Source organism: Mucilaginibacter sp. 3215, assembly GCF_050433785.1.
In the GTDB taxonomy this organism is placed as follows: Bacteria; Bacteroidota; Bacteroidia; order Sphingobacteriales; family Sphingobacteriaceae; genus Mucilaginibacter.
The window spans coordinates 337,494-361,526 of record NZ_JBNPWO010000002.1 but is presented as its reverse complement, the minus strand read 5'-3'; the positions used below and the strand labels follow the sequence as shown (position 1 = coordinate 361,526).

Here is a 24,033-nt window from a genome sequence, read left to right as displayed (position 1 = left end):
GGCCAATGACTCAATGATTAATGACCTAATGGTAGAAGTGATGATTAGAAATTATATCAAAATAGCCTGGCGAAACATCGCTAAAAATAAGGCTTATACGGCTATAAACGTTTTGGGATTGGCAGCCGGGATGGCTGTTGCCTTAATAATAGCGCTTTGGGTTGCAAATGAGTACTCGTACGACAGGTTTTTGCCTGATGCAGATCGGGTATACCAGGTACGCCGTAATTTTAACAGTAATGGCGAAACATTAACGTTTAGTTCAACCTCGCTAAAACTGGCAGATGTGTTGAAAACTATGCCCGAAATAGAATATGTAGCACCCACAGATTGGGGTGGCACACACGGGCTAATGGTAGGCGATAAAAAGTTATCTATTGATGGTGTGCAGGCAGGTAGCGATTTCCTGAAAATTTTTCAATACAATTTTTTACAAGGAAGCCGCGCAACCGCTTTGAATGATCCATATTCAATTGTATTGACCAAAACTACTGCTCTCGCTTTATTCGGCACCGGGAATGTGATCAATAAGGTAGTTAAGGTTGATAACAACTACAATTTAAAGGTTACCGGCGTGATTCAGGATGTACCGTTGAATTCTTCGCTTCAATTTAAATATGTTATTCCATTCAGTTTGATGGAGCAACAGCCTTACATGAAAGGTGCTCACGATAGCTTCGGGAACAATAGCTTCGAGCTGTTTGCAACGCTAAAACCAGGTGTAACGTACACGCAACTGGCCCCAAAGATCCTTCATATCGAAAAAGGCGAAAAAAATATTAATGCCGAAAACTCCGACGTAATTATGCAGCCCATGGCCGATTGGCATCTGTTTTCCGATTATAAAAATGGAGTCGCTGCAGGCGGTTTTATTGATTATGTACGCACTTTTAGCATTGTTGGTGTGCTGGTACTGCTGATAGCTTGTGTGAATTTCATTAACCTCACAACTGCTCGGTCTGAAAAACGCGCACGCGAGGTTGGTATCCGTAAAGCTATCGGATCACAACGTCAGCATCTGATATTCCAGTTCTTGACAGAATCCACATTGATCACGCTGATCTCTTTTATCTGCTCAATACTTTTTATTCAGATAGCACTCCAGCCGTTTAACGCGCTCACCGGTACTACTATTGCCATCCCTTTTAACAGCGCAATTTTTTGGCTAATTGCCATAGGGTGCGTATTACTTACAGCCTTGGTGGCCGGTAGTCGTCCTGCGTTTTATCTTTCGTCATTTAATCCGGTTAAGGTATTAAAAGGTACAATTCAGGTGGGCCGCTCAGCATCGTATTCACGTAAAGTTTTAGTAGTGATGCAGTTTAGCTGTTCAATAGCCTTGATCATAAGCACAGTTGTTATTTACAGGCAAATTCAATATGCAAAAAACCGCCCGGCAGGATACGATATTAATAGGTTAATAGCCACCAATGCCAACGAAGACCTGGGCAAGCATTATTCTGCTTTTAAAAATGAATTACTGCAAAGCGGCGTGATTGAAAGTATCTCCACAGCATCAAGCGCCATCACAGATATTAACATGCACAATAATCTTGATCAGTGGCCCGGAAAAATGGCTGGCGAAACCGTTGAAATGGGCGTAATAGCTGTAGCTAACGATTATTTCAAGACTGTAGGCATGAAAATACTTGCCGGGAGAGATTATAATAATGTGGTGTCCGATTCATTGAATGTCATTTTCAATGAAGCAGCAGTTAAACGCCTGCGGCTTAAAGGTGATCCGATTAGCCAGGTAATTACTTATGGTGGCAAGCAGCGCAAAATAATTGGTGTAGTTAAAAACGCGTTGATGTTATCGCCTTTTGCACAGGCCGACCCAACCATGTTTGTGTATAATAACGATCCGCATCAAAACATGATCTACCGCCTCTCGCCTAAAGTAAACCCGCACAGCGCCATTGATAAAATAGGGCAGGTGTTTTCAAAATATAGCCCTGCTTATCCGTATACCTACCGCTTTGTAGATGATGATTATAACCGCAAGTTTGGTCAGGAGGTATTGGTGGGCAAACTTGCGGGCATATTTGCGGGTTTGGCAATTTTTATATCGTGCCTCGGCCTGTTTGGCTTAGCCGCGTACATTGCAGAGCAGCGCACTAAGGAAATAGGTGTACGTAAGGTATTAGGTGCAACTGTAAGCCAGTTATGGTTTTTACTGTCGAAGGATTTTGTGTTGCTGGTGCTTATCAGCTGCATGATAGCATCGCCGGTAGCGTTTTATTTTTTGCAGGGGTGGTTACAAAAATACGATTACCGGGTAACCGTTGGCCCTGGTGTGTTTATTATATCGGCAGCGGCAGCTATTGTCATCACACTAACAACAATCAGTTTTCAGGCTATTAAGGCCGCGATTGCCAACCCGGTTAAAAGTTTACGTTCTGAATAATGGGTAATTGTATCAGTTTGCTTTGTGTTGTTACAACGGGTAAGACAAATGACCATATGACCATGACATTAAAAAATAAAAAATATGATCAGAAATTACATTAAAATAGCCCTCCGGAACCTTTGGCGCCACCGGGGCTTTTCATTTATCAATATTACTGGCTTATCCATCGGGATAACGGCCTGTTTTTTCATTTTTATATACGTGGCCTTTGAGTTGAGTTACGATAACTTTCACACAAACGCCGATAGGATCTATCGTTTGGTAACTGATATCAAAACCCCGAGCGAAACTATTAATACCAGCAGCACATCATGGGCGTTTGCACCCAATATTAAAGCAGACCTGCCCGAAGTAGAAGCCTTTGTACGCACCAGCGGCGGCAGTTTTTTGGTACGCAGGGGAGATGTAAAATTTCAGGAGGAAAACTCCATGTTCGCCGATTCGACATTTTTTAAGGTCTTCGATTTTAAATTAGTTAAAGGCGACCCCAGGACTGCACTCACCGCGCCCGCTACGATAGTGTTTACCGAATCTACCGCGAAAAAATATTTTGGCAGTGCTGACCCAATTGGCAAAACCGTATTAATTACCGGCGATGCCATACCTGCCACAGTTACCGGTATTATGAAGGATTTTCCTGGTAACTCGCAAATCAAAGCCGATATGATCATTTCAATGACGTCGTTAACCCAAAAGTTTAATAAAGGAATTGACGGGCAATGGGGCAATTTCGGCGCTACAACGTATCTTTTGTTAAAACCGGGTACAAGCCCAAAGGCTCTTGAAGCTAAAATGCCTGCCTTTTTGCAAAGTCGCGATGGGGACGGAATGAAGAAAAGCCAGATGTCCTATACGCTCATGCTTGAACCTTTAAAATCCACCTACCTCTACTCAAAAAGAGGTGGACAGGAAGTTGGAAGCATTAGCAATGTGTATATATTTAGCATTGTCGCGGTTTTTATTTTGCTGATAGCTTGCATCAACTTTGTTAATCTTACTACAGCCCGCTCGGTTGAACGCGCCAAAGAAGTAGGGATCCGTAAAGTTGTGGGCGCCGAAAAGGGCCAGCTTGCAAGCCAGTTCATCGGCGAATCGGTGGTACTTTGTATCATAGCTTTTTTACTTACGCTTGGTATAGCTGCTTTGCTGTTGCCTGCGTTTAATCAATTGGCTGGTAAAACTGTTAGCTCCGGCATCTTTTCAAACTGGTACTATGTAATTATTCTGTTTGTAACGTCGATTTTAATCGGCCTGCTTGCCGGTTTATATCCTGCATTGGTATTATCATCCTTTAAACCGGTGATGGTTTTGAAAGGCCGTTTTTCCGGAAGCAGGAAGGGCGGGATTTTACGCAGAACGCTTGTTGTTGCTCAGTTTAGTATTTCCATAACGCTTATTATTGGCACTATCGTAGTTTATAATCAAATGAGCTTTATGCAAAACCGCGATCTTGGTTTTAATAAAGAACAAATGGTTGTACTCAACACCAACGGCGATCCTGCTAAAGAATCCCTAAAAAATGCTATCAGTTCAATTCCCGGCGTAGTATCAACGGCATCTGCTTCCAGTATCCCGGGAGGTGGAAATAACGGGGCTTACTCCGAGATAGAAAATAAAAGCGGCGATTTGCAGATAGCTAATCTTGATCTGTATTTTGTTGATTATGACTATGTAAACCAATTTAAGATAAAGATGGTCGCGGGTCGTTCGTTTTCACGTGAATTTGGTACTGATACCGCCCAGGCCATGCTTATCAATGAAGCCGCTGTTAAATTATTTGGCTATAGCTCTCCTAAAGATGCTATCGGCCGCCGGTTTAAACAATGGGGGCGCGAAGGTAAAATAGTAGGTGTGATGAAAGATTTTCATTTCCGTTCGTTACAGGAGGTAATAAAGCCGCTTACCATGCGCATCGAGCTGCATAGCCTTGATCTCATAACTGTAAAAGTCTCCCCCAAAAATCTGAATAGCACGTTGGCGCAAATAGAAGGAAAATGGAAACAATTTATCCCTAACAGGCCATACTCGTTTTATTTTTTAGATGAGTTTTTTGACAGACAATACCGTGCGGAACAGCGTTTTGGCAAGCTGTTTTTTAACTTCGCTGTTCTCGCCATATTCATTTCGTGTTTGGGCTTGCTTGGTTTGGCTTCGTACAGCACGCTGCAGCGTACCCGCGAAATAGGGATCCGCAAAGTGCTTGGCGCGTCGGTACCGGGTATTGTTAACCTGCTATCGCTGGATTTTTTAAAGCTGATAGTGATATCCTGTCTAATAGCCATGCCGGTAGGCTGGTATTTTATGCATCAATGGCTCAAAGATTTTGCCTATCGTATAGATATTCAGTGGTGGGTATTTGTGCTGGCAGGTGTATTAGCCGTTTTGGTGGCAGTAGCTACCATTAGCTTCCAGGCAATAAAAGCAGCATTAAGCAACCCTGTTAAAAGTTTACGTTCCGAATAATTGTCATTAAGCCACTGCTTTCGTCTTATTAATGGAATGCGGGGCAAAATGACCTAAACGAGATAAACTAATGATAAAAAATTATTTTAAAACCGCCTGGCGCAATATCTGGAAAAGCAAGGTTTTTTCGGCTATTAACATTTTTGGATTGGCTGTGGGTATAGCAGCCTGCATAGTGATCACGTTGTTTGTTTATTACGAAAAAAGCTTCGACAGCCTGCACACTAAAAACATCTATCGCTTAAACGAAGTACAAAAGTTTGAGGGGATGGGCGCATCGCAAAAGGTTGCGTTATCCATGTTCCCGATGGGACCGACTCTTAAGGCCGATTTTCCGGAAGTAAAAAACTTTACGCGGGTACGCTGGCAGCAAAAGTTTCCGCTCAACAACGGGCTGAAACGCGTGTATATGCCGCAGGTATTCTTCGTGGATTCGGTTTTTTTAAAGATGTTTGACTTTAAACTGTTAAGGGGGGACCGGGCCACCGCTTTATTAAAACCCCGCAGCGTTTTATTAACCGAAGATGCCGCAAAACGTATGTTTGGTAATGACGACCCGATAGGTAAAACCGTAACCAATTACGGGCAGGATACCATAACTTATTCAGTTACCGGGATATTGGCAAATGTGCCTAAAAACTCGCAATTACAGTTTGATTGCCTGTTTTCGTTTAGCAGTATTTATAAACCATGGATGTTTACCAATTGGGGCGGCAACTGGTTAAATACTTACCTTGAACTGGCACCGGGTACTAACATTGCCGCACTTGAAAAGAAATTTCCGGCCTATCTTCAAAAGTATAAAGGTAAAGACGGTCCTAAAAATTATGAGCTATTCCTATTGTCCCTGAAAGATGTTCACGCTAACTCGGCCGATATAGGGCTGGACTATATCAATTATCAAAAATTTGATAAACATATCACCAACCTGTTTACAGTTATAGGTATCATTGTTTTGGTGATAGCCTGTATTAATTTCATTAACCTTTCAACCGCGCGCTCATCAGAGCGGGCAAAAGAAGTTGGCGTACGCAAGTCTATCGGTGCCGGGCGTTTTCAATTGGCTATGCAATTTCTGGGCGAAACGGTGTTACTCTCTCTGATAGCTTTAGTTTTTGCCTGTGTTTTGGTGACCCTTGCCATTCCTTTTATTAACGGTTTAAGCCAGCGTGATATCAGTTTGCCCCTGCATGATAATAAAATGCTTATCGGAGTAGTGTTTATAAGTACGGTACTTGTAGGTATTGTATCCGGGATCTATCCGGCGCTTTTCCTTTCGTCGTTTCAACCTGTTAAGGTATTGAAAGGAGCTCTGACTTCAGCCGGTGGTAATAAGGTACCGCTACGTAATATTTTGGTTGTTGGCCAGTTTACAAGTGCGGTAATTTTAATGATAGCTACCGTATTGGTTATCAGGCAGCTTAAGTTTATGCAAAAAAAAGATCCTGGCTTTAATCGCGATCAGATTGTTAATGTCCCGTTAAGCCTTATCCCGCAAAATAAATATGATTTGTTTAAGCAGGAGCTGCTTTCCAACTCGATGGTGCAGGGAGTTACCGCATCGCAGGATATTTTAGGCAGCCACCTTGATCAAACAGGTATCTCATTCAAACTCGGTGATTCGCCCTTGCGCCAGCTTACTTCAACATTGCTGGTGGTTGATAATAATTACCTCGATCTGTACAAGATAAAGCTGCTGATGGGTAAAAACTTTTCTACCGATACTTCGACCGTTTGGAAACAGTATATCATCAACGAAGCGCTGGCTAAGGAATTGCTTAAAGATCATAAAGGGAAAAATATGGAATCGTTATTGGGCCAAAGGTTTGGTTTTGATTCGTTAGGGGTGATTACCGGCATAGCCAAAGATTTCAATTTCAATTCCCTGCATTATAAAATTGAAACACTGTTTTTAGTAAATGGTAAGGGGTTTAAGCAAATGTCGGTTAAAGTTAATGGAAGCAGGGCTAAGGAAGCTATCGCGTTTATCCAGTCAACCTGGAATAAGGAGTTTCCGGGCGTGCCATTTGAGTACCAGTTTCTGGATGATCATTTTAATGAGGTTTACAGCGTTGATAACCAGGTAAGTACAGTAGTAAGTATTTTAGCCGGACTTATCATTATCATATCTTGTTTGGGGCTGTTCGGCCTGGCATCTTACTCAGCCGAAAAACGGATCAAAGAAATTGGGGTACGCAAGGTGCTTGGTGCATCAGTACAAAATATTGTATTGCTGCTTTCAGGCCATTTTGTAAAACTGGTGCTAATTGCCAATGTCATTGCCTGGCCTATCGCATTTTATGTGATGAGCAAATGGCTGCAGGACTTTGCCTACCGCATTGATATCAGTTGGTGGGTATTTGGCGTCGCCGGGCTCACATCGATGGTTATCGCGTTTGCAACGGTAAGTTTCCAGGCAATTAAAGCGGCGGTAGCTAACCCGGTTAAGAGTTTAAGGAGCGAGTAACCTCACCCAAACCCTCTCCAAGGGAGAGGGCTTTAAAAAAAATCAAAGCTTATAAAAGATATAACAATTCCTCCCCTTTGGGGAGGTTAGGAGGGGTTTATGATAAAAAACTATATAAAAACAGCATGGCGTAACCTAATTGTTAACAAGGTTACTTCACTCATAAGTATTGCGGGATTGGCAGTTGGAATAGGCTGCTTTATATTGTTAGCTACCTACCTGTTAAATGAATTACGGTACGATAGGTTTCATGTAAAAGCCGATAGGATAGTCCGTATGGTTTATAACTATAAATCATCAGACGATGCTGAAGCTAAATCAGTATCGGTAACGCCAACTGCGCCTGTGCCCGTATTTAAACAGCAATTACAGGAAATTGAGGATGGTGTACGGATTTACCGGTATAACAACCCGGTGCAATACCAGGACAAATTATTTAACGAAAAACGGTTCTTTTTAGCTGATGAGCCTTTCTTTAAGATCTTCAGCTTTAAGTTTTTGAAAGGTAATGCCGCTACCGCGCTTAGAGACCCGTCGGCTGTGGTGATCACCGCTTCTACGGCAAAAAAATATTTCGGCAACGAGGATGCCGTAGGCAAGGTTTTGAAGGTTAATAACAAGCAAAACATGATGGTTAGCGGTGTGGTGGAAGATGTGCCCGAATACTCGCAGATCAAATTTGATATGATTGGCTCGTATGCCGGCTCGGAACATGCTAAAACACGCAAATGGGATTCGGCTAATGATTATTCGTACCTGCTGTTAAAACCGGGTGTTAATATGGCCTCGGTTGAGCAAAAAATGAACAACTACGTAGCCGAGCTGTTTAAAGATGATTTTAGGCAGGGGCATAAAATGTGGTTCAAGTTGGAACCCTTAACTGATGTTCACTTGAAATCGGCAGCTACATACCCGCTAACCCCATCCGGCAATATCAAATATATTTACATTTTAGGCGCGGTTGCTGTTATTTTATTGCTGCTTGCATGTGTTAATTTCCTAAACCTGGTAACGGCGAAAGCCATTGAGCGCGGTCATGAAATAGGGGTAAGAAAGGTAATGGGTGCAGCCCGCACCCAGCTTTTTGTTCAGTTCATTATCGAGTCGGCGATGATTACGCTTGTATCGCTGTTAGGTGGTTTGTTTTTGGCCAATATAAGTTTTAAATGGTTTAGCGATTTTTCGGGGCAGCAATTGGGTTTTCAAACGTGGAACATTTCATGGCTTATCATGGCCGTGGCCGCCTTGTTTGTAACGGTAACTTTTTTAGCCGGGACTTATCCATCGCTATATTTATCTTCATTTAACCCCATTGTCACTTTAAAGGGAAAACTTACAAATACAACAGGTGGTAAAGCTTTACGCAGATCGTTGGTTATAGTTCAGTTTGTTGTATCTGTGTTCTTTATGATCTGTACGGTTATAGCCGGCAGCCAGCTGAGATACATTCAGCATTTAAATATCGGTATCGACCGGTCGCAGGTAATGGTACTGGATCTTGGTGGTGAATCGTTAAAAGAGGTCCAATCATTTAATAACGCGGTAACTCAATTGCCGGGAGTGCTTGGTGCTACGGCGTCGTATGACTCGCCGGTTGATGTTCACGGCGGATATAGTATTAACAAGGCCGACGGCAAAAACAGCGACTATAATCTTTCGGTAACCGCGCTGCCCGTAGAAAAGAATTTTTTGAAAACACTTGGTATCAAACTGGTTCAAGGCATCGATTTTACCAATGCCGATGAAGCACGCGCTACCGATCCCGATCAAAATAAGCGCTATTATGGTTTTATCATCAATGAAAAGGCCGCTGAAGCTTTGGGCTGGAAAGCTGAAGAGGCGATAGGCAAACATATTGGGCTAAACGGCCGTACCGGCGAGATCAGGGGCGTTGCACAAAATTTCAACTTTGCGTCCCTGCATCAGGAAGTTACCCCAATTGTGATATTTACTGAAAATTATTTTGGTAAAATACTCATTAAAACCTCCGGAAATGATATTGGTCAAACTATAGCTGCAGTAAAAGAAAAATGGGCCGCCTTTAACCCGGCCACGCCGTTTGAATATCACTTCCTCGACCAGGAATTTGATGACATGTATAAGGTTGAGCAGCGCACAGGTTCAATACTAACAGCATTTACTTTGGTTACCATTTTTATTTCCTGTTTGGGTTTATTCGGGCTGGCAGTATTTTCAACCAGGCAAAGGGTAAAAGAAGTTGGTGTACGCAAAGTTTTAGGTGCGAGTGTTTTCAGTATAGTAAAACTTGTTTCCGGCGATTTTTTGAAACTGGTGATCGTATCGGTTATCATCGCCTCACCAATAGCCTGGTATGTTATGCACAGATGGCTGCAGGACTTTGCTTATAAGATCAGCATTCAAATATGGGTATTCATAGCAGCAGGTACGGCGGCAATACTTATCGCTTTTATTACCGTGAGTTTGCAATCACTTAAGGCTGCACTTGCTAATCCAGTTAAAAGCTTGCGTTCGGGAGATTAATTTTTAGGAGAAAGGAAAAGGCGAAAACTGAAAGGGATATGAACGTTGATGTAATGCTAAATATATCTTTCAGCTTTTTGTTTTAATTAAGGTCTGCAGAACACCGAAGTTTTGGATCCGCCGCCACTACCTGGTTGCGATAAAAAAAGCCTTTTACCTTTCGCCTTTTACCTTTCACCTCAAAAAACACTGTATCATAACCGAACGCACCTTGTTACGTAAGCGTACAGTAATGTTTTGATAAGATGATTTAACGTATTGATAGTTAGTTAGATATAACTTTGGTATGTTATTGATATGTTAATCGCAAAATGATGAGTATTATTGTTTAACTCATTTATTTACTAACAAACTAATTCAATAATTAAAAATGTTATCACTGCAACATATTTCAAAGTATTTCCAGGTAGGGGGCAATAGAAACATCATCCTTAATGACCTTAGCCTTGAGGTTGATGAGGGCGAATTTATTTCTATTATGGGACCGTCAGGTTCGGGTAAATCAACACTGCTCAATATCATCGGTATGCTCGACGAACCATCTGATGGTTATCATTATTTTGAAGGCCATGCAGTGCATCAGCTTAAGGAAAAACAGCGCTCGGCTTTATACAAGCAATACATTGGTTTCGTTTTTCAGGCTTATCACTTAATTGATGAACTTACCGTTTACGAAAACATTGAAACCCCGCTTATTTACCAGGATTTTAAAAGTGCCGAGCGTAAAGCAATGGTTGCTGATATGCTCGACCGTTTTAACATCGTAGGCAAAAAAGATCTTTTCCCTGCACAGTTATCGGGCGGCCAGCAGCAGCTGGTAGGTATAGCCCGGGCACTTATTGCCAAACCTAAATTATTATTGGCCGACGAGCCTACAGGCAACCTTAACTCAAAACAAGGGGAGGAGATCATGGAGCTGTTCCGCAAGCTAAATAAGGAAGACGGCGTAACCATTATACAGGTTACCCACTCCGAAAAAAACGCCGAATACGGTTCGCGCATTATCGATCTGCTGGATGGCCGGATTGATTCATCAAGAAAACTCTGAACTCAATAATAAAATGCGATACTATAAATTACTATTTCTCGGCCTTGTTACGTTGTCGTCGGCAAAAGCGTTTGCCCAATCTGATACATCACTTTCGTTGCAGAAGTGCATTGATATTGCTATAAAAAATAACCTTGATGTAAAGCAAAGCGAATTAAAGGCTCAAAGTGCCCGTATTGATTTTATGCAGGCCAAAGAAAATATGCTGCCAACTTTAAACGCTAATATAAACCATGGTATAAACCAGGGGCGTAATATTAACCCCTTTACAAATACCTATGTAAATCAATCATTAACTTACGGCAACTACAGTCTCGAGTCGAATCTTACGCTTTTTGGCGGTTTGCAAAACGTAAATGCTATCAAGCAAACTTCGTTGGCTTACCAGGCCGGTAAAATGGATTTGCAGCAGGCTAAAGATCTGGTTACTATAAATGTGATTACTGCCTATTTGCTTGTACTGGATAATACGGAGTTGCTGGCACAGGTTAAAAACCAGGTTGATGTTTCGGCAAAGCAGGTTGAAAGGTTAACTGTTTTAGAAAAGGACGGTGCTAATAAATTGCCGTCCGACCTTTACGATCTGCAGGGTACGCTGGGCGATAATAAGCTGAATGTTGTTGCAGCGAACAGTGCGCTGGAAAGTGCCAAATTAAGTTTACTGCAAATACTTAATATCCCATACAATAAAAATATCGTATTGCAGCCAATTAACGCACAGGACGTGGCAAATCAAACTGTGCTCACGTCCGATCAGGTTTACGATACAGCTTTACAGCAACTGGCCCTAGTTAAAGCCGCCACGCTTCGCCGGCAAAGCGCCGAAAAGGCTGTTAGTGTAGCTAAAGGAGCTTTGCTGCCAAATGTTTCTTTATATGGCGGTTTGTATACCAATTACTCAAGCGCTGCGCAAAGCTCAGTGTTCACCGATTCATCAACAGTAAAAACAGGTGATTTTATAAATACGCCAGGTGGTAAGCAACCAGTTTTAACTACGCAGGCTAATTACGTCAATAAGGATATCGGCTACTATGATCAGTTTAAAAATAATTACAGTACACAGTTTGGTGTAAGTCTAAAGATCCCGATCTTAAATTATTTCCAAAATCACAATAAGGTGGCCAAAGCAAAGATCGATTTGCTCAATTATAAATACATAGAGGAAAATACTAAAATTAAGCTGAAACAGGATGTTGAACAGGCTTATCTTAACATGACATCGGCCTATAACAGGTATACTGTGCTCCTTGAGCAGGTTAAAGCCTATGCCGAATCATTTCGTACTGCCGAAATACGGTTCAATGCGGGTGTTTTAACTTCGGTTGATTATGTAGTAGCGAAAAATAACCTTGATAAATCAAAGATAAACATGATCAATGCCCGGTATGACTGTTACATTTATAACAAAATACTTGATTATTACCAGGGCAAATTAGCGTTGTAAATGCGACAAGACTAATAAAGCCTATACTTTTATTAAAAATTATAAGTTAAATATCCGGTTAAACTTTACTGAATTATCAGTTGGGTTTAGCCGGATATTTCTAATTTAGCAGCGGTTTTGCAAACGTTAAGGTTTGCCAAGACTTAATACATCATTCAAACACCTAAAAAAATGAAAAAAGCAATTTTACTTTCCTTATCTATTTTTTTACTGTCAGTTGGCGTTTCAAAAGCCCAGGTAATCCCGAGCTTTTCTTTCGGCCTTAAAGGCGGTTTAAACTATTCAACGTTTCCCTCAAACGGCGTTTTTAACAACGATAATAAAGCAGGTTACCAGGCTGGTGCATGGGCACGAATAGGTGGCCTGGGCCTAATTTTTCAACCCGAACTTTATTATACTAATAAAAGCGTAACTGTAAATAATGGAGGTATTTCAAATAAACAAAGCTTTAAAAGTTTTGATGTTCCATTACTTGTAGGTGCTAAAGTTGGTGCCTTAGGTTTAGGTGGAAGGTTTTATGGTGGGCCGGTGCTTTCATTTACAACCGGAAGAGATAGGGACGCATTTAATGATGCAACAGCTTTAAGGTATAAAGACGCGAACTACGCAATACAGGTAGGCGCAGGTGTTGATATCAGTAGCCTGTCTATCGATCTTCGTTACGAAGGTGGTTTAAATAAAATAGCTTATGGCAACGATAATTCACACACACGTGTTAGCTTGTTTAGCCTTGCTGTTGCTTATAAATTGTTCTCGTTATAATTTCCCAGTCCCTCAAGAAATACTGAAAGACCCTCCGGTAACGGCGGGTCTTTTTTGCGTTAGATCGGAGTGTAAACTTTCTTATTGTTTAGTTACGCAATCGATTGTATATATAGTATTATATTTTAGCTTTTATTTGATAGAATAGTATTATACTTATTGTACAATGTACACCTATATTTATCTGCCATTTATGCGTCAGTTATCTGTTTAAACGCGGGTTTCGGACGTTTCCTAAAATTCAGGGCAGATGAAAAAATACCTTTCAATCTCATTTTACAAATTTTTGTTTGCGCTATCGCTGATAGGAAACAATGCTTCTGCTCAAACCGATACAACTTCGAGGCCGATCCGCCTCACTCAAATTGGCTTTTACCCCGGTGCCATTAAAAAGGCCATTGTTTTAAGTGACAAAGGGGGCGACTTTTTTATCCAAACCATTCAAAAGCAAACAGTATTTACCGGTAAACTTAAACCATCACTTAAACCAAACTTTGCCGGTCATATTGTTCAATTGGCCGACTTTACTACGTTCGGCAAGCCCGGCAGGTATGTACTTTATGTCCCATCTGCAGGTTATTCTTATCCCTTTGAGGTTAAAGCTCTGGTTCATAAAGCTGTGGCAGCCGCTGCTATCAAAGCCTATTATTTTATGCGCTCGGGCACACCGTTACCCGAAAAGTATGCCGGCAAATGGCACCGGGCCGAAGGTCATCCTGATACGGTTGTACAGATCCATCCATCTGCCAAAAGTGAAGGGCGGAAGGCTGGCTCAATAATCTCATCACCGCGCGGTTGGTATGATGCCGGCGATTATAACAAGTATATTGTGAACAGTGGCATTACAACAAGTACGTTGCTTTCTTTATATGAGGATTTTCCCGCTTACATGAAAACAGTTAAGCTTAATATCCCCGAAAGCAGCAACAAAATTCCGGATGTTTTGGATGAGGTGCTTTGGAACCTGCGTTGGATGCTGACCATGCAGGATCCCGCCGATGGCGGCGTATACCATAAGCTTACCAATGCTGCTTTTGATAAGTTTGAAATGCCCGATAAAGACACATCGCCACGTTATGTGGTACAAAAAGGTACTGCGGCCACGCTTGATTTTGCCGCTGTTATGGCGCAAGCTTCCCGCGTTTTTAAACAGTATCCTAACGAGCTACCGGGTTTAGCCGATTCATGTATCAATGCTGCTCAAAAAGCCTGGAGTTGGGCTGGTAAAAATCCGATGGTGGCCTACCGGCAGGATGAGATGAACAAAAAGTTTGAACCGAAGATCACTACAGGCGGTTATGGCGATAATAACTTTACCGACGAGTTTATCTGGGCGGCATCCGAGCTGGCAGTCAGCACCGGTGAGGTTGACTATCTTAAAAATATTAATCTTTTGCCTGATAGCCGGATGCCGGTACCTACATGGTCGCAGGTTAGGCTGTTGGGGTATTATACGCTGATCAAAAATGATATAACAGGGAAAACCGTCCCCGCGTTACCGGAAATCAGGAAGCGGCTTATCAACACTGCCGATGATATGATAAATGGGGTTGACTCAAACGCTTATCAAACCGTGATGACTAAATCCGCCAGGCATTTTGGCTGGGGCAGCACCTCCGAGGCCGCAAACGAGGGAGTTCTGCTTATCCAGGCTTACAAGTTATCGGGCGATAAAAAATACCTGGATTATGCTTTAGCAAATCTTGACTACCTGCTTGGCCGTAACGGCACGGGTTATTCCTTTGTAACAGGGTATGGTACTAAAGCGCCAATGCATCCGCACCACAGGCCTTCTGCAACTGACGGTATAGTTGACCCAATACCAGGCCTGCTTGTTGGCGGCCCCAATCCTGGTATGCAGGATGGTGTCAAAGTGCCGTCAAAAGTGCCCGATGAGGCTTATATTGATGATGAGCACGCTTACGCCGCCAATGAAATAGCCATAAACTGGAATGCGCCGCTGGCTTATCTGGCTAATGCGTTAGAGGCTTTGCAACAAAAGTTAGCAAGCCAACCTTAGAGATAATGAAACATTAGCCCATATCTGTAAAAAGAAAGCGCTTCCAGAATTAAATAGAAGCGCTTTTTGTTTTTTAAGAACTTACGAGGTCTCTAAAACTTCATAAGTCTGAATTTATCGTTACTTCACCACCTCAACCCATTGTCCTTTCAATAAGCTGCTGATCTGGTTATTATACATCGCCTCGCAGTAAACAGCCGGTAGATAATATTTACCGGTGTATGCTGCATTAAGCATTACATAATAGGTTGATTCCTGTCCTTCGTATAAACTGAAATAAGTATTCACTCTGTCATCACGGATGTCGCGGTAATCAGAGGGGGATGATTTGAATGCTTCATCACCGAGCAGGCGCGTGTTTAAGATTTCCCAACCCGAAGGGAAGATTTGGGTGAGGGCGAGATTATCGTACCTGCCGCGTTTGCCCGGATTTTTGATGTTTACCTGCGCCACAAAATCAGTTCCTTGTTTTAACGAGGATGGATCTATTGGCTTGCCTTTAAGCGAGAAATATCCAACGCGCATCTGTAAAACATCCGGATTGACGATTGATCTGGTATCCTGTCCGGATGATGGCTGGCCTTTTTGTATCAACCTAATGTACAGTTTGTTGTTGCTGTTATTTTTTAGGTAAACTTTACCTCCGTTGCCAGCCAGCGCTCCCTGCCATAAGTACGAACTCGTACTGATGGAGGCTTTGGTGTTGCCTGCCGCATAGTTAAATTCAAGTTTGCCTGCAGGTTTATTTTGGCCGTAAAACTGCGCCAATGCTATCAGCGAATATGCTGTGGTTTGGGTACTGTACCAATCATCCTGTGATAAACGTGCAGCAACGGTGTGCACCAATCCAGCGGCTTTTTGTTTTTGATCGAGTAATGTAAGGGTTTCCAGTATCATAGCCTCATCTCTTAAATCGGACCCATAGGTGCCGTAAAGGCTGTTGTATGGCTTAACGGTGGTTGATAATTTAGCTATCATCCGCAGGCCAACTTCGGGTTGCCCGGCAAGCTTATAAGCGGCAGCAAGGCGCCATGCAGCGGCGTCGCTCAATAAAGCAAACTCACGCAGGCGGTTCATTGCACCCATTTCAGGCGAGCGTGCCAGTGCCAGCAAGTATAAACGATAGGCCTGGGTAAGGTCATCTTCGTAATAGTATGGCTGCTTGCGTGGTGCCCAGCTAAGTGCTTTTTCTTTCTGGTATTTTTTCCAGCGGTCGATAAAGCCTATTGGCATACTAAAGCCTTTTGCCTGTGCAGCTAACATAAAATGCCCGGCGTAGTTTGTTCCCCATTCATCAGCTTCGCCGCCATAAGGCCAGTAGCTTAAGCCGCCGCCCTGTACCTGGAAGCCGTTAAGCCTGTTAATGGTGGCTTTGATATTTCGGTCGGTTTCCGCTCTTTGTTTTGGCGAAAGATCAAGCAATTGGTTCAGGTATAACTGCGGGAATGCCGAGGACGTAGTTTGCTCAACACAGCCGTGTGGGTATTCAATCAAATAATCCAATCGTTTTGAAAGGTTCAGCGGCGGGATGTAAGCTACTTCAAGCGTGGCTTTATTAGTGCCGTTGATGCCAACCGGCTGATAATCGGTATTCCATATTTCGCCCGGCGCAAGTTCTTTCTGAATAATGCGGGTAACCGGCGGGTTAGGGTTGCGAATGTTAAGATCAACATCATAAGCAGCTGTTTCCGAACCGCTTTTGGCAATTATTTTTACTTTACCTACGCCAACAAAATCCTTAACATTCAAATCAAAGGTTGCCATCTGGTCGCCGGGCTTATCGAAAGTCAGCGTCTTTTGGTTATTGCCGCCCAAATTGGTGAAAGCATTGCTTTGCACCTGTATATTGACGGATTTAATATTGTTTTCCATAGCGAACACAGTAACCGGCAATTGAATGCTTTCGGATGGGCCAAGTACGCGCGGTAGGGTAGCCAGGATCATCAAAGGCTTTTTAACTGCTACAGCTTTTTCGGCTATTCCATAAGCACCGTTATGCCCGGCTACTATCATCGCCTTGACAGAACCCACGTATTGCGGCAATATAAAGCGCTGTGTTTGCTTTTCACCTGCATCGAGGTGGAAAGGCCCAAGGAATTTCACAACAGGCTTAAAACGGTTTACAGATACGTTTTTGTTGTTGCCGAGGTTCCCGTCACCGCCTATGCTTAAAATGCGTTCCAACCCACCACCAAACGCGCCTATCACATAGTCGAACAGGTCCCAGGTTTTTACGCCTAATGCTTCGTGGGCATAAAAGGTATCATGCGGATCGGGCAGTTTATAGTTGGTAATATCTAACAAGCCTTCATCAACAATAGCGATGGTGTAGGTCATTTCCTTGCCCGATGCCTCTGATACAGTAATGGCCGATTGTGTTTCGGGCCTGATCTTATCAGGCATGCTGATAATTGGTTTCAGGATAGTTTCGGGGTTTTCGACCTGCAGCGGAATAGCACCATACATGCGGATGGGCAGGTCATTAACCGTTTGCGAATGTTTTTGAAGCAAGGTAACGTTAACAAAAACGTTCGGTGCCATTGTTCCATCAACAGTAAATGTATATCGGGTTTGTCCCTTTTTCGTATCTATCCAGGTTGTTTTTAAAACCTTGCTGCCGTTTTCAAAACTAATCAGTGCTCGACCAGCTTCTCCTGTTGGAATAGTCAAAGTTGCCTCATCGCCAACCTTATAAGTCTGTTTATCTGAAGTGAAAGATAACATTGCTGCTTCGGTAGGATTTGTTGATTGTAACCTTTCCGACCAGTTTGGCCAGTCGACATAAATGATCTTACCTGTTGAGTGGCCTGTTTGCTCATCTTTTACTTTAATGAGGTAACGGCCCCAGTCGGCTTTGTTGATGTGCAGCTTCCATTTCCCTGCGCCACCCGTAAGCCTTACGGTTTCAGTTTTGATGAGTTTATTATACTTATCCTGGGTAAAGTTGCTCATTTCATTGCCGGTTTGATCCCACCACCAACGCCATTGCACTTTATATAGTTCAACCTGCACATCACGGCTGCCCGGCAGGGCGTTTCCATTTACGTCCACATCGGCTATGTCAATTAAATGGTCTTTATCAGTAACCAACATATCCGACAGGTCGCTGCCTTCCGGCGTTTTAATACCCACGTAGCCGGGATAAACGTTGTACGGCAGGCTAACCTGGTTTATGCTGAAGTTGCCGCCCGGTTCAAATACCTTAACCAGGAAGTTTGCACGAAGCTGCCCTGGGGCTTGTTTTTCTACATTAACGTTAGCATTAACGTCGGCTGTGCCTGTTTCGCTCAGTTTGCCATCAAAAACGGTTTGCACCTGGGTATTGAAGGCCTGTGTAGGATCATCAAAAACATAATCTTTATATTTTTTGAAGCTGGTGTTTTGTGCCGATAAATAAGCGTCAACTTTTGCTTTTAGGTTTTGCGCCGCACCACCAAACAGCCATTGAGCACTCAGCTTACCATTGGCATTGTTTCCCTTGGTTAATTCAGATGCCCCTCCGAACGACAGGCTAAGCTTGAGCCTGTTGGGCATGATGGTTTCAACTTTTATCTTTTTCTCAAACGTAGCGCCGCCAACTTTAACCTTGGCTGTCCAATTGCCGGTAGGGGACGAGGTTTCGGTTGCGGTATGGAAACTGTAAAACCCATCTAAACTTTTGGTTTTGGCAATACGCCTGTATAGCTTATCACTTGGGTCATATAGCTCAAACTCAACCGGGTGGTCAGCCGGGAGGGTTTTTAGCTTATCTTCGAGGATAAAGGATGTATAAATAGAATCCCCCGGGCGCCAGACGCCGCGCTCGCCATAAATAAACCCTTTTAAGCCATTTTGTACTTCCTCTCCACCAACGTTAAATCTCGACAGGGGTAAAGAGCTGCCATCGTCCAATTTTAAATAACCGCGCTGCACGCCTTTTTTGGCTACTAAAAGGTATGGTTTCCTTTTCAGATCGAACTTAACCAAACCATCGCTACCTGTTGTGTTTTTGTAGATCACCTGTTTCTGATAGTCGAGCAGTTCGATATCTACATTGTTCATCGGCTCAGCACTCAGGATATCGGTAACAGCTACCAGCATACTATTATCGTTGCCCCGTTTGGCGATAAGCCCGATGTTTGATGCAATGATATTGCGCGTAGCCCAACGCTGTTTGCTATAGTACGAATCGGTGCAGGCGTCGTCACGTTCCTGCCAGTTATAGCCTTCCGGATAGTAATTGTCATAGCGTTTCCAAAAGTCGTCGTCCTCGTCATTTACTTTCGATGTATTGTCGCCGTATTCACCACCGTAGTAGCCACCGTCTTCATCATCACCATCATTGTCTTTTTGAACCTTGCCGCTATTGATCTTACAATTGAATAACGAATATGACCGCCTGAAGCCAATAACCACACGATAGATAGCACCTGGTTCAGTGCGGATCATTTGGTCAAGATCGAGCATAAAGCGGTTCTTCTTGTGCAGGTTAAGGCCTTTGTCAGTATCTAACCGAATAGTTTTTTGTGCTATAGGCTTGCCAACCTGCCTTAGTTCGGCGCTGCCATCAAAGCCGTTGCTTTGGAAATATTGAGGTACGTTGTTTTCGTAGATCTTGATAATGGTAACATCCACCGCATTGAGGTTAACCGCCTCAAAAGGCATCATGATGCGGCCCGAATCGGGGAGAATCACGCCTTTACCGGGAATAGTAACGGCGGGCAGGCGATTTTCAAAAAACAGATTAGCGGTATAGCCTTTGGTAAGCCTTTTTAAAAGCGTGTTTTTTATGCCTTCATTTACGGTTACGGTATAATCTCCCTGTATTCGATCGGGGGCATAAACTTTAACAAGGCTACCGTCAATGCTGTAAGCCGGGTCGGCTATATTATTGATACTAACGAGGCCGTTCAGTTCTTGTCCAACTAAGATATTGTCTGAAAACTGCACTTCAACGTACTGGTCGTTATCCTGTACAGCACGGATGTTCAGCACTTTGAAATCGCCAATTGCCGGAACTTCAAAAGTTTGACTGCCTTTTTTTTCAATCCCAATACTGCCGCCATCCCAGTTAATCACAAGCCCACTGGCTTTTCCGGCTATACGGGTTAAGCCGGTTATGGTAAAATGATGGTTTTTATGGGCCGCGTCATGTTCCCAGTTTATTTTAACCGGCGAATCATAATTGGTTATTATGAGTTTATCAACAGCGGATGGATCTTCAGCATCGGCGGTTTGGATATCGCCTGTAAGTTTCATTTCGGTATTTGAGGTACTACTGGCGGTTTGCATACCGATAAATGACACGGTAAAATCGGGCTGAATAACCTGGAAGCTAAATTTAAAGTGCTCAAAATGGCCGGGCACTTCAATGAGTTTGCTCAATTTAAAATCGGCAGTATAGTTTTTACCCGGATCAAGTTTTTCATCAGGTCTGAATTCGATGGTTCGGGCATCTGTCCAGATGGCTTTTCCTTTTATAGCTGGTGAAAAGTTGAAAAGGTCATCGGTTATTTCCTCATTTTGTTGATGTGTTAACTGAACATCGCTTGCCAGCCTGATACGGATGGGACTTTGTTTGGAAATAACACCAGTTGTATACGACTCGATATACTTGCTGAAAGCAGGATCAACTATTGTTTTTTTATGGCCATGAGCTACCAGGTATATGATGAGTAATGCAAGAGCAATGGTAGTGACAACAGTGATTAAGGTTCGGCGTTTGCGGAATTGATTGTATCCGTTTTCCATGAATAGGTTTATTTATTATCAGGTAAATTATGAAATTTATGACAATAAATAATTTAAAGCGAAAATTATTTTATCATAACTCCAGGCTTATTTAAAACCGGGATCTTGATAAAATTCATCTCCACAATACTTTCAGGAAGGAATATAAACTTTTTATCGAAAATGTCTTTGCCGATGTAATAGCTTAGCCAATATTCATTATTAAGGCCGAAAGTTTGTTCGTCAATAGGTTCGATAAGCTTATATGCTTTGCTATCAACAACAGGGATCATGTGCCTCAGGGTTGATGTTTTTACCTGTTCACCGTCCTTTTCACCATAACCTTTTGAGGTAATAAGCACGTTTTCAATAGGCTCATTTTTAAGGTTGATGAGATATACGTACCAAACCTTACTTTCAACACTCTCGCTCTCCAATGCCACCGCAATGGCAATATCTTTTACATTATTTTCGGGCAGGTCTTTCTTCATTCTTTGGGTTGATTAAGTTGATTGGGGTGATTTGATGAATAGTTTTACACGTACATGCTAAACTACTCATCAAATCAACCTGATCAACCATTCACTATTTCTTCTTTGGCGCCGCCTTTTTCTTTGCCGGTGCTTTAGTTGCAGCGGGCTTGGCTGCCGCTGCTTTACCAAAGCGCCCTTTCTTAGCATCTTTTGGTGTTGCATCGGCAAGGGCCTTGCATTCTTCGTAGGTGAGGGTTAAAGGATCTTTATCTTTAGGGATCTTAACGTTCAGCTTCCCAAATTCAATATAAGGTCCCCAGCGGCCATTTAACACTTTTACGTCCGGATCTTCATCAAAAGATTTGATCAGCTTTTCAGCATCTTTTTTGCGCTTTAGGTTAATGAGTTCAATAGCTTGTTCTTCAGTAACATCATGCGGGTCGATCTCTTTAGGTAACGACACAAACGCACTGTTGTGGCTGATATAAGGCCCGAAACGGCCAATAGCTACCTTTATCACCTTGCCTTCGTATTCGCCCACAACTTTTGGAAGCTTAAACAGTTCAAGCGCTTCTTCAAGACTGATAGTTTCGATGCTTTGCCCACTGCGAAGGCTGGCATACAGCGGTTTTTCTTCGTTCTCTTCACTTGCACTTTCACCCACCTGAACAAATGGCCCAAAGCGACCTATTCTCACAGAAACTTTCTTTCCGCTTTCGGGATGAATACCTAATTCACGTTCACCAGTTGCTTTATCAGCTTTTTCAATAGTGTTTTCAACTTCCTTGTGGAATGGGTTATAAAAATCATGGAGCATTGCAGTCCACTCTTTCATACCTTGCGCTATTTCGTCAAATTGCTTTTCAACGCTGGCTGTAAAGTTAAAGTCAACGATATCTTTGAAATATTGTACCAGGAAATCATTTACAACAGCGCCGATATCAGTAGGGAATAGCTTGCCACGTTCGGCACCGGTATTTTCAGTTTTTTCTTCTTTGATTATGCTACCTGCTTTTAGCGTTAATACCCTGAAATTACGTTGCTTACCATCACGATCTTCTTTTACCACATAACCACGATTTTGAATGGTTGAAATAGTAGGGGCATAGGTTGACGGGCGGCCGATGCCAAGTTCCTCCAGTTTTTTTACCAGGCTTGCCTCTGTATAGCGTGCGGCCGGGCGGGAAAAACGTTCTGTAGCCGACATTTCCTGTAAAGTTAAACGCTGACCTTTAGCCAAAGGCGGCAGTATAGCGTTTTCGCCTTCCTGTTGTGCTTCGTCCTCATCATCTTTGGATTCAAGGTAAACTTTCAGGAAGCCGTCAAACTTCATTACTTCACCGTTAGCTACCAGATCTTCGCTACGGGTTGAGATACTGATTTTTGCGGTAGTTTTCTCAAACTGGGCTTCGCTCATTTGCGAAGCGATAGCGCGTTTCCAGATTAGCTCATATAAGCGCTTTTCTGCTGATTCGCCGTCGATAGAATGATTGTTGAAATATGTTGGCCTGATTGCCTCGTGTGCCTCCTGTGCACTGGCATTTTTGGTTTTATATCTTCTTTGCTGATGGTATTTTTCGCCATAAGCGGATACGATCTCACTTGCAGCCGAATTTAAGGCCAGTTCAGAAAGATTTACCGAATCGGTACGCATATAAGTGATGTACCCCGATTCATATAGCCTTTGTGCAACCTGCATGGTACGTGCTACGGAATAGCCCAGTTTACGGCTTGCTTCCTGCTGCAGGGTTGAGGTAGTGAACGGTGCGGCAGGCGAACGTTTAGTTGGTCGGGTATCTAACGATTTTACATCGAAATCGGCCGCGATACAATCCTGTAAAAACTTTTCGGCATCATCCTGTTGTGCAAAACGCTCGGACAGTTCGGCTTTAAAAGCTTCTCGGCCTTTGCCAAATATGGCCACTATTTTAAATGCTGCTTCCGATTTGAATTTGTTGATCTCACGTTCACGGTCAACAATAAGCCTTACTGCAACTGATTGTACGCGTCCGGCCGAAAGCGACGGTTTTACCTTTTTCCACAAAACTGGAGAGAGCTCAAAACCTACCAGTCTGTCCAGAACACGGCGCGCCTGCTGGGCATTAACAAGGTTATAGTCAATTTTTCGCGGTGTATCTATCGCTTTTAAAATGGCCGGTTTGGTGATCTCATGAAAAACGATACGTTTGGTATGTGCATCTTTCAGATCCAATGTTTCAAACAAATGCCACGAAATGGCCTCACCCTCGCGGTCCTCGTCCGATGCCAGCCAAACCATTTCCGCTTCTTTTGCTAACTTCTTTAATTCGCTAACTACCTGCTTTTTATCTGCAGGTACCTCGTATTTTTGTTTAAAGTTATTAGCTATATCAATTGCATCTTCCGACTTAACCAGATCACGGATATGCCCATAGCTGGACTTTACAGTAAAGTCCTTACCAAGGTAACCCTCAATGGTCTTAGCTTTTGCAGGTGATTCAACTATCAGTAAGTTTTTGGCCATTTAATCAGTTTTAGTTTTTGCAAATAAAACATAAAGTAAGCGAAACACCAATTAGTTTTTGAATTGGTGTTTCGTTATACTGTTAAAAGTTGCAATGTTGATACCGGATTTTTATAAAATTGGAGTGCAAAGACTTGCAGGTTTGAGAGATTGGCAATGAATTAAGGCGAAAAATTAGGCCCTCAAGGTTGGTTAGCCAAAAGGTTTCCAAAAAAACAACCTTGTAACATTC

Annotated in this window: 11 protein-coding genes; 8 read left to right on the top strand and 3 right to left on the bottom strand. The window is 42.8% G+C overall.

Going from position 1 to position 24,033, the window contains the following annotated elements:
• Positions 1–40: 40 nt before the first annotated feature.
• The 8 genes from ABIC84_RS05265 (at position 41) to ABIC84_RS05230 (ending at position 15,116) form a co-directional block, all read left to right on the top strand.
• Positions 41–2,407 carry an ABC transporter permease gene (locus ABIC84_RS05265; RefSeq protein ID WP_429262877.1) on the top strand — a complete coding sequence of 789 codons (2,367 nt, stop codon included), beginning with the start codon at positions 41–43 and terminating at the stop codon, positions 2,405–2,407.
• Between the two features lie 84 nt (positions 2,408–2,491).
• Positions 2,492–4,873, top strand: a complete 2,382-nt coding sequence (locus tag ABIC84_RS05260) for an ABC transporter permease (RefSeq protein ID WP_429262876.1) — start codon at positions 2,492–2,494, stop codon at positions 4,871–4,873.
• A gap of 70 nt (positions 4,874–4,943) precedes the next feature.
• The gene (locus ABIC84_RS05255) at positions 4,944–7,340 is read left to right on the top strand and encodes an ABC transporter permease (RefSeq protein ID WP_426588435.1); all 2,397 of its coding nucleotides are present in this window, start codon (positions 4,944–4,946) and stop codon (positions 7,338–7,340) included.
• Positions 7,341–7,439: 99 nt separating this feature from the next.
• The gene (locus ABIC84_RS05250; protein WP_429262875.1) at positions 7,440–9,842 is read left to right on the top strand and encodes an ABC transporter permease; all 2,403 of its coding nucleotides are present in this window, start codon (positions 7,440–7,442) and stop codon (positions 9,840–9,842) included.
• Between the two features lie 370 nt (positions 9,843–10,212).
• Positions 10,213–10,890: an ABC transporter ATP-binding protein gene (locus ABIC84_RS05245; protein ID WP_176624504.1), complete on the top strand. Its 678-nt coding sequence runs from the start codon at positions 10,213–10,215 to the stop codon at positions 10,888–10,890.
• 13 nt (positions 10,891–10,903) lie between these two features.
• Entirely contained in the window at positions 10,904–12,334 is a 1,431-nt protein-coding gene (locus ABIC84_RS05240) for a TolC family protein (RefSeq protein ID WP_426588430.1), read from the top strand.
• Positions 12,335–12,505: 171 nt separating this feature from the next.
• Positions 12,506–13,096 carry a porin family protein gene (locus ABIC84_RS05235; RefSeq protein WP_426588428.1) on the top strand — a complete coding sequence of 197 codons (591 nt, stop codon included), beginning with the start codon at positions 12,506–12,508 and terminating at the stop codon, positions 13,094–13,096.
• 250 nt (positions 13,097–13,346) lie between these two features.
• The gene (locus tag ABIC84_RS05230; RefSeq protein WP_429262874.1) at positions 13,347–15,116 is read left to right on the top strand and encodes a glycoside hydrolase family 9 protein; all 1,770 of its coding nucleotides are present in this window, start codon (positions 13,347–13,349) and stop codon (positions 15,114–15,116) included.
• A 120-nt stretch (positions 15,117–15,236) separates the two neighbouring features.
• Here ABIC84_RS05230 and ABIC84_RS05225 read toward each other — a convergent pair whose 3' ends face one another.
• The 3 genes from ABIC84_RS05225 to topA form a co-directional block, all read right to left on the bottom strand.
• The gene (locus ABIC84_RS05225; RefSeq protein WP_429262873.1) at positions 15,237–20,846 is read right to left on the bottom strand and encodes an alpha-2-macroglobulin family protein; all 5,610 of its coding nucleotides are present in this window, start codon (positions 20,844–20,846) and stop codon (positions 15,237–15,239) included.
• A 65-nt stretch (positions 20,847–20,911) separates the two neighbouring features.
• Positions 20,912–21,316, bottom strand: a complete 405-nt coding sequence (locus tag ABIC84_RS05220; RefSeq protein WP_090525388.1) for a hypothetical protein — start codon at positions 21,314–21,316, stop codon at positions 20,912–20,914.
• Between the two features lie 94 nt (positions 21,317–21,410).
• Positions 21,411–23,801, bottom strand: a complete 2,391-nt coding sequence (gene topA, locus ABIC84_RS05215; protein ID WP_429262872.1) for a type I DNA topoisomerase — start codon at positions 23,799–23,801, stop codon at positions 21,411–21,413.
• Positions 23,802–24,033 lie beyond the last annotated feature (232 nt).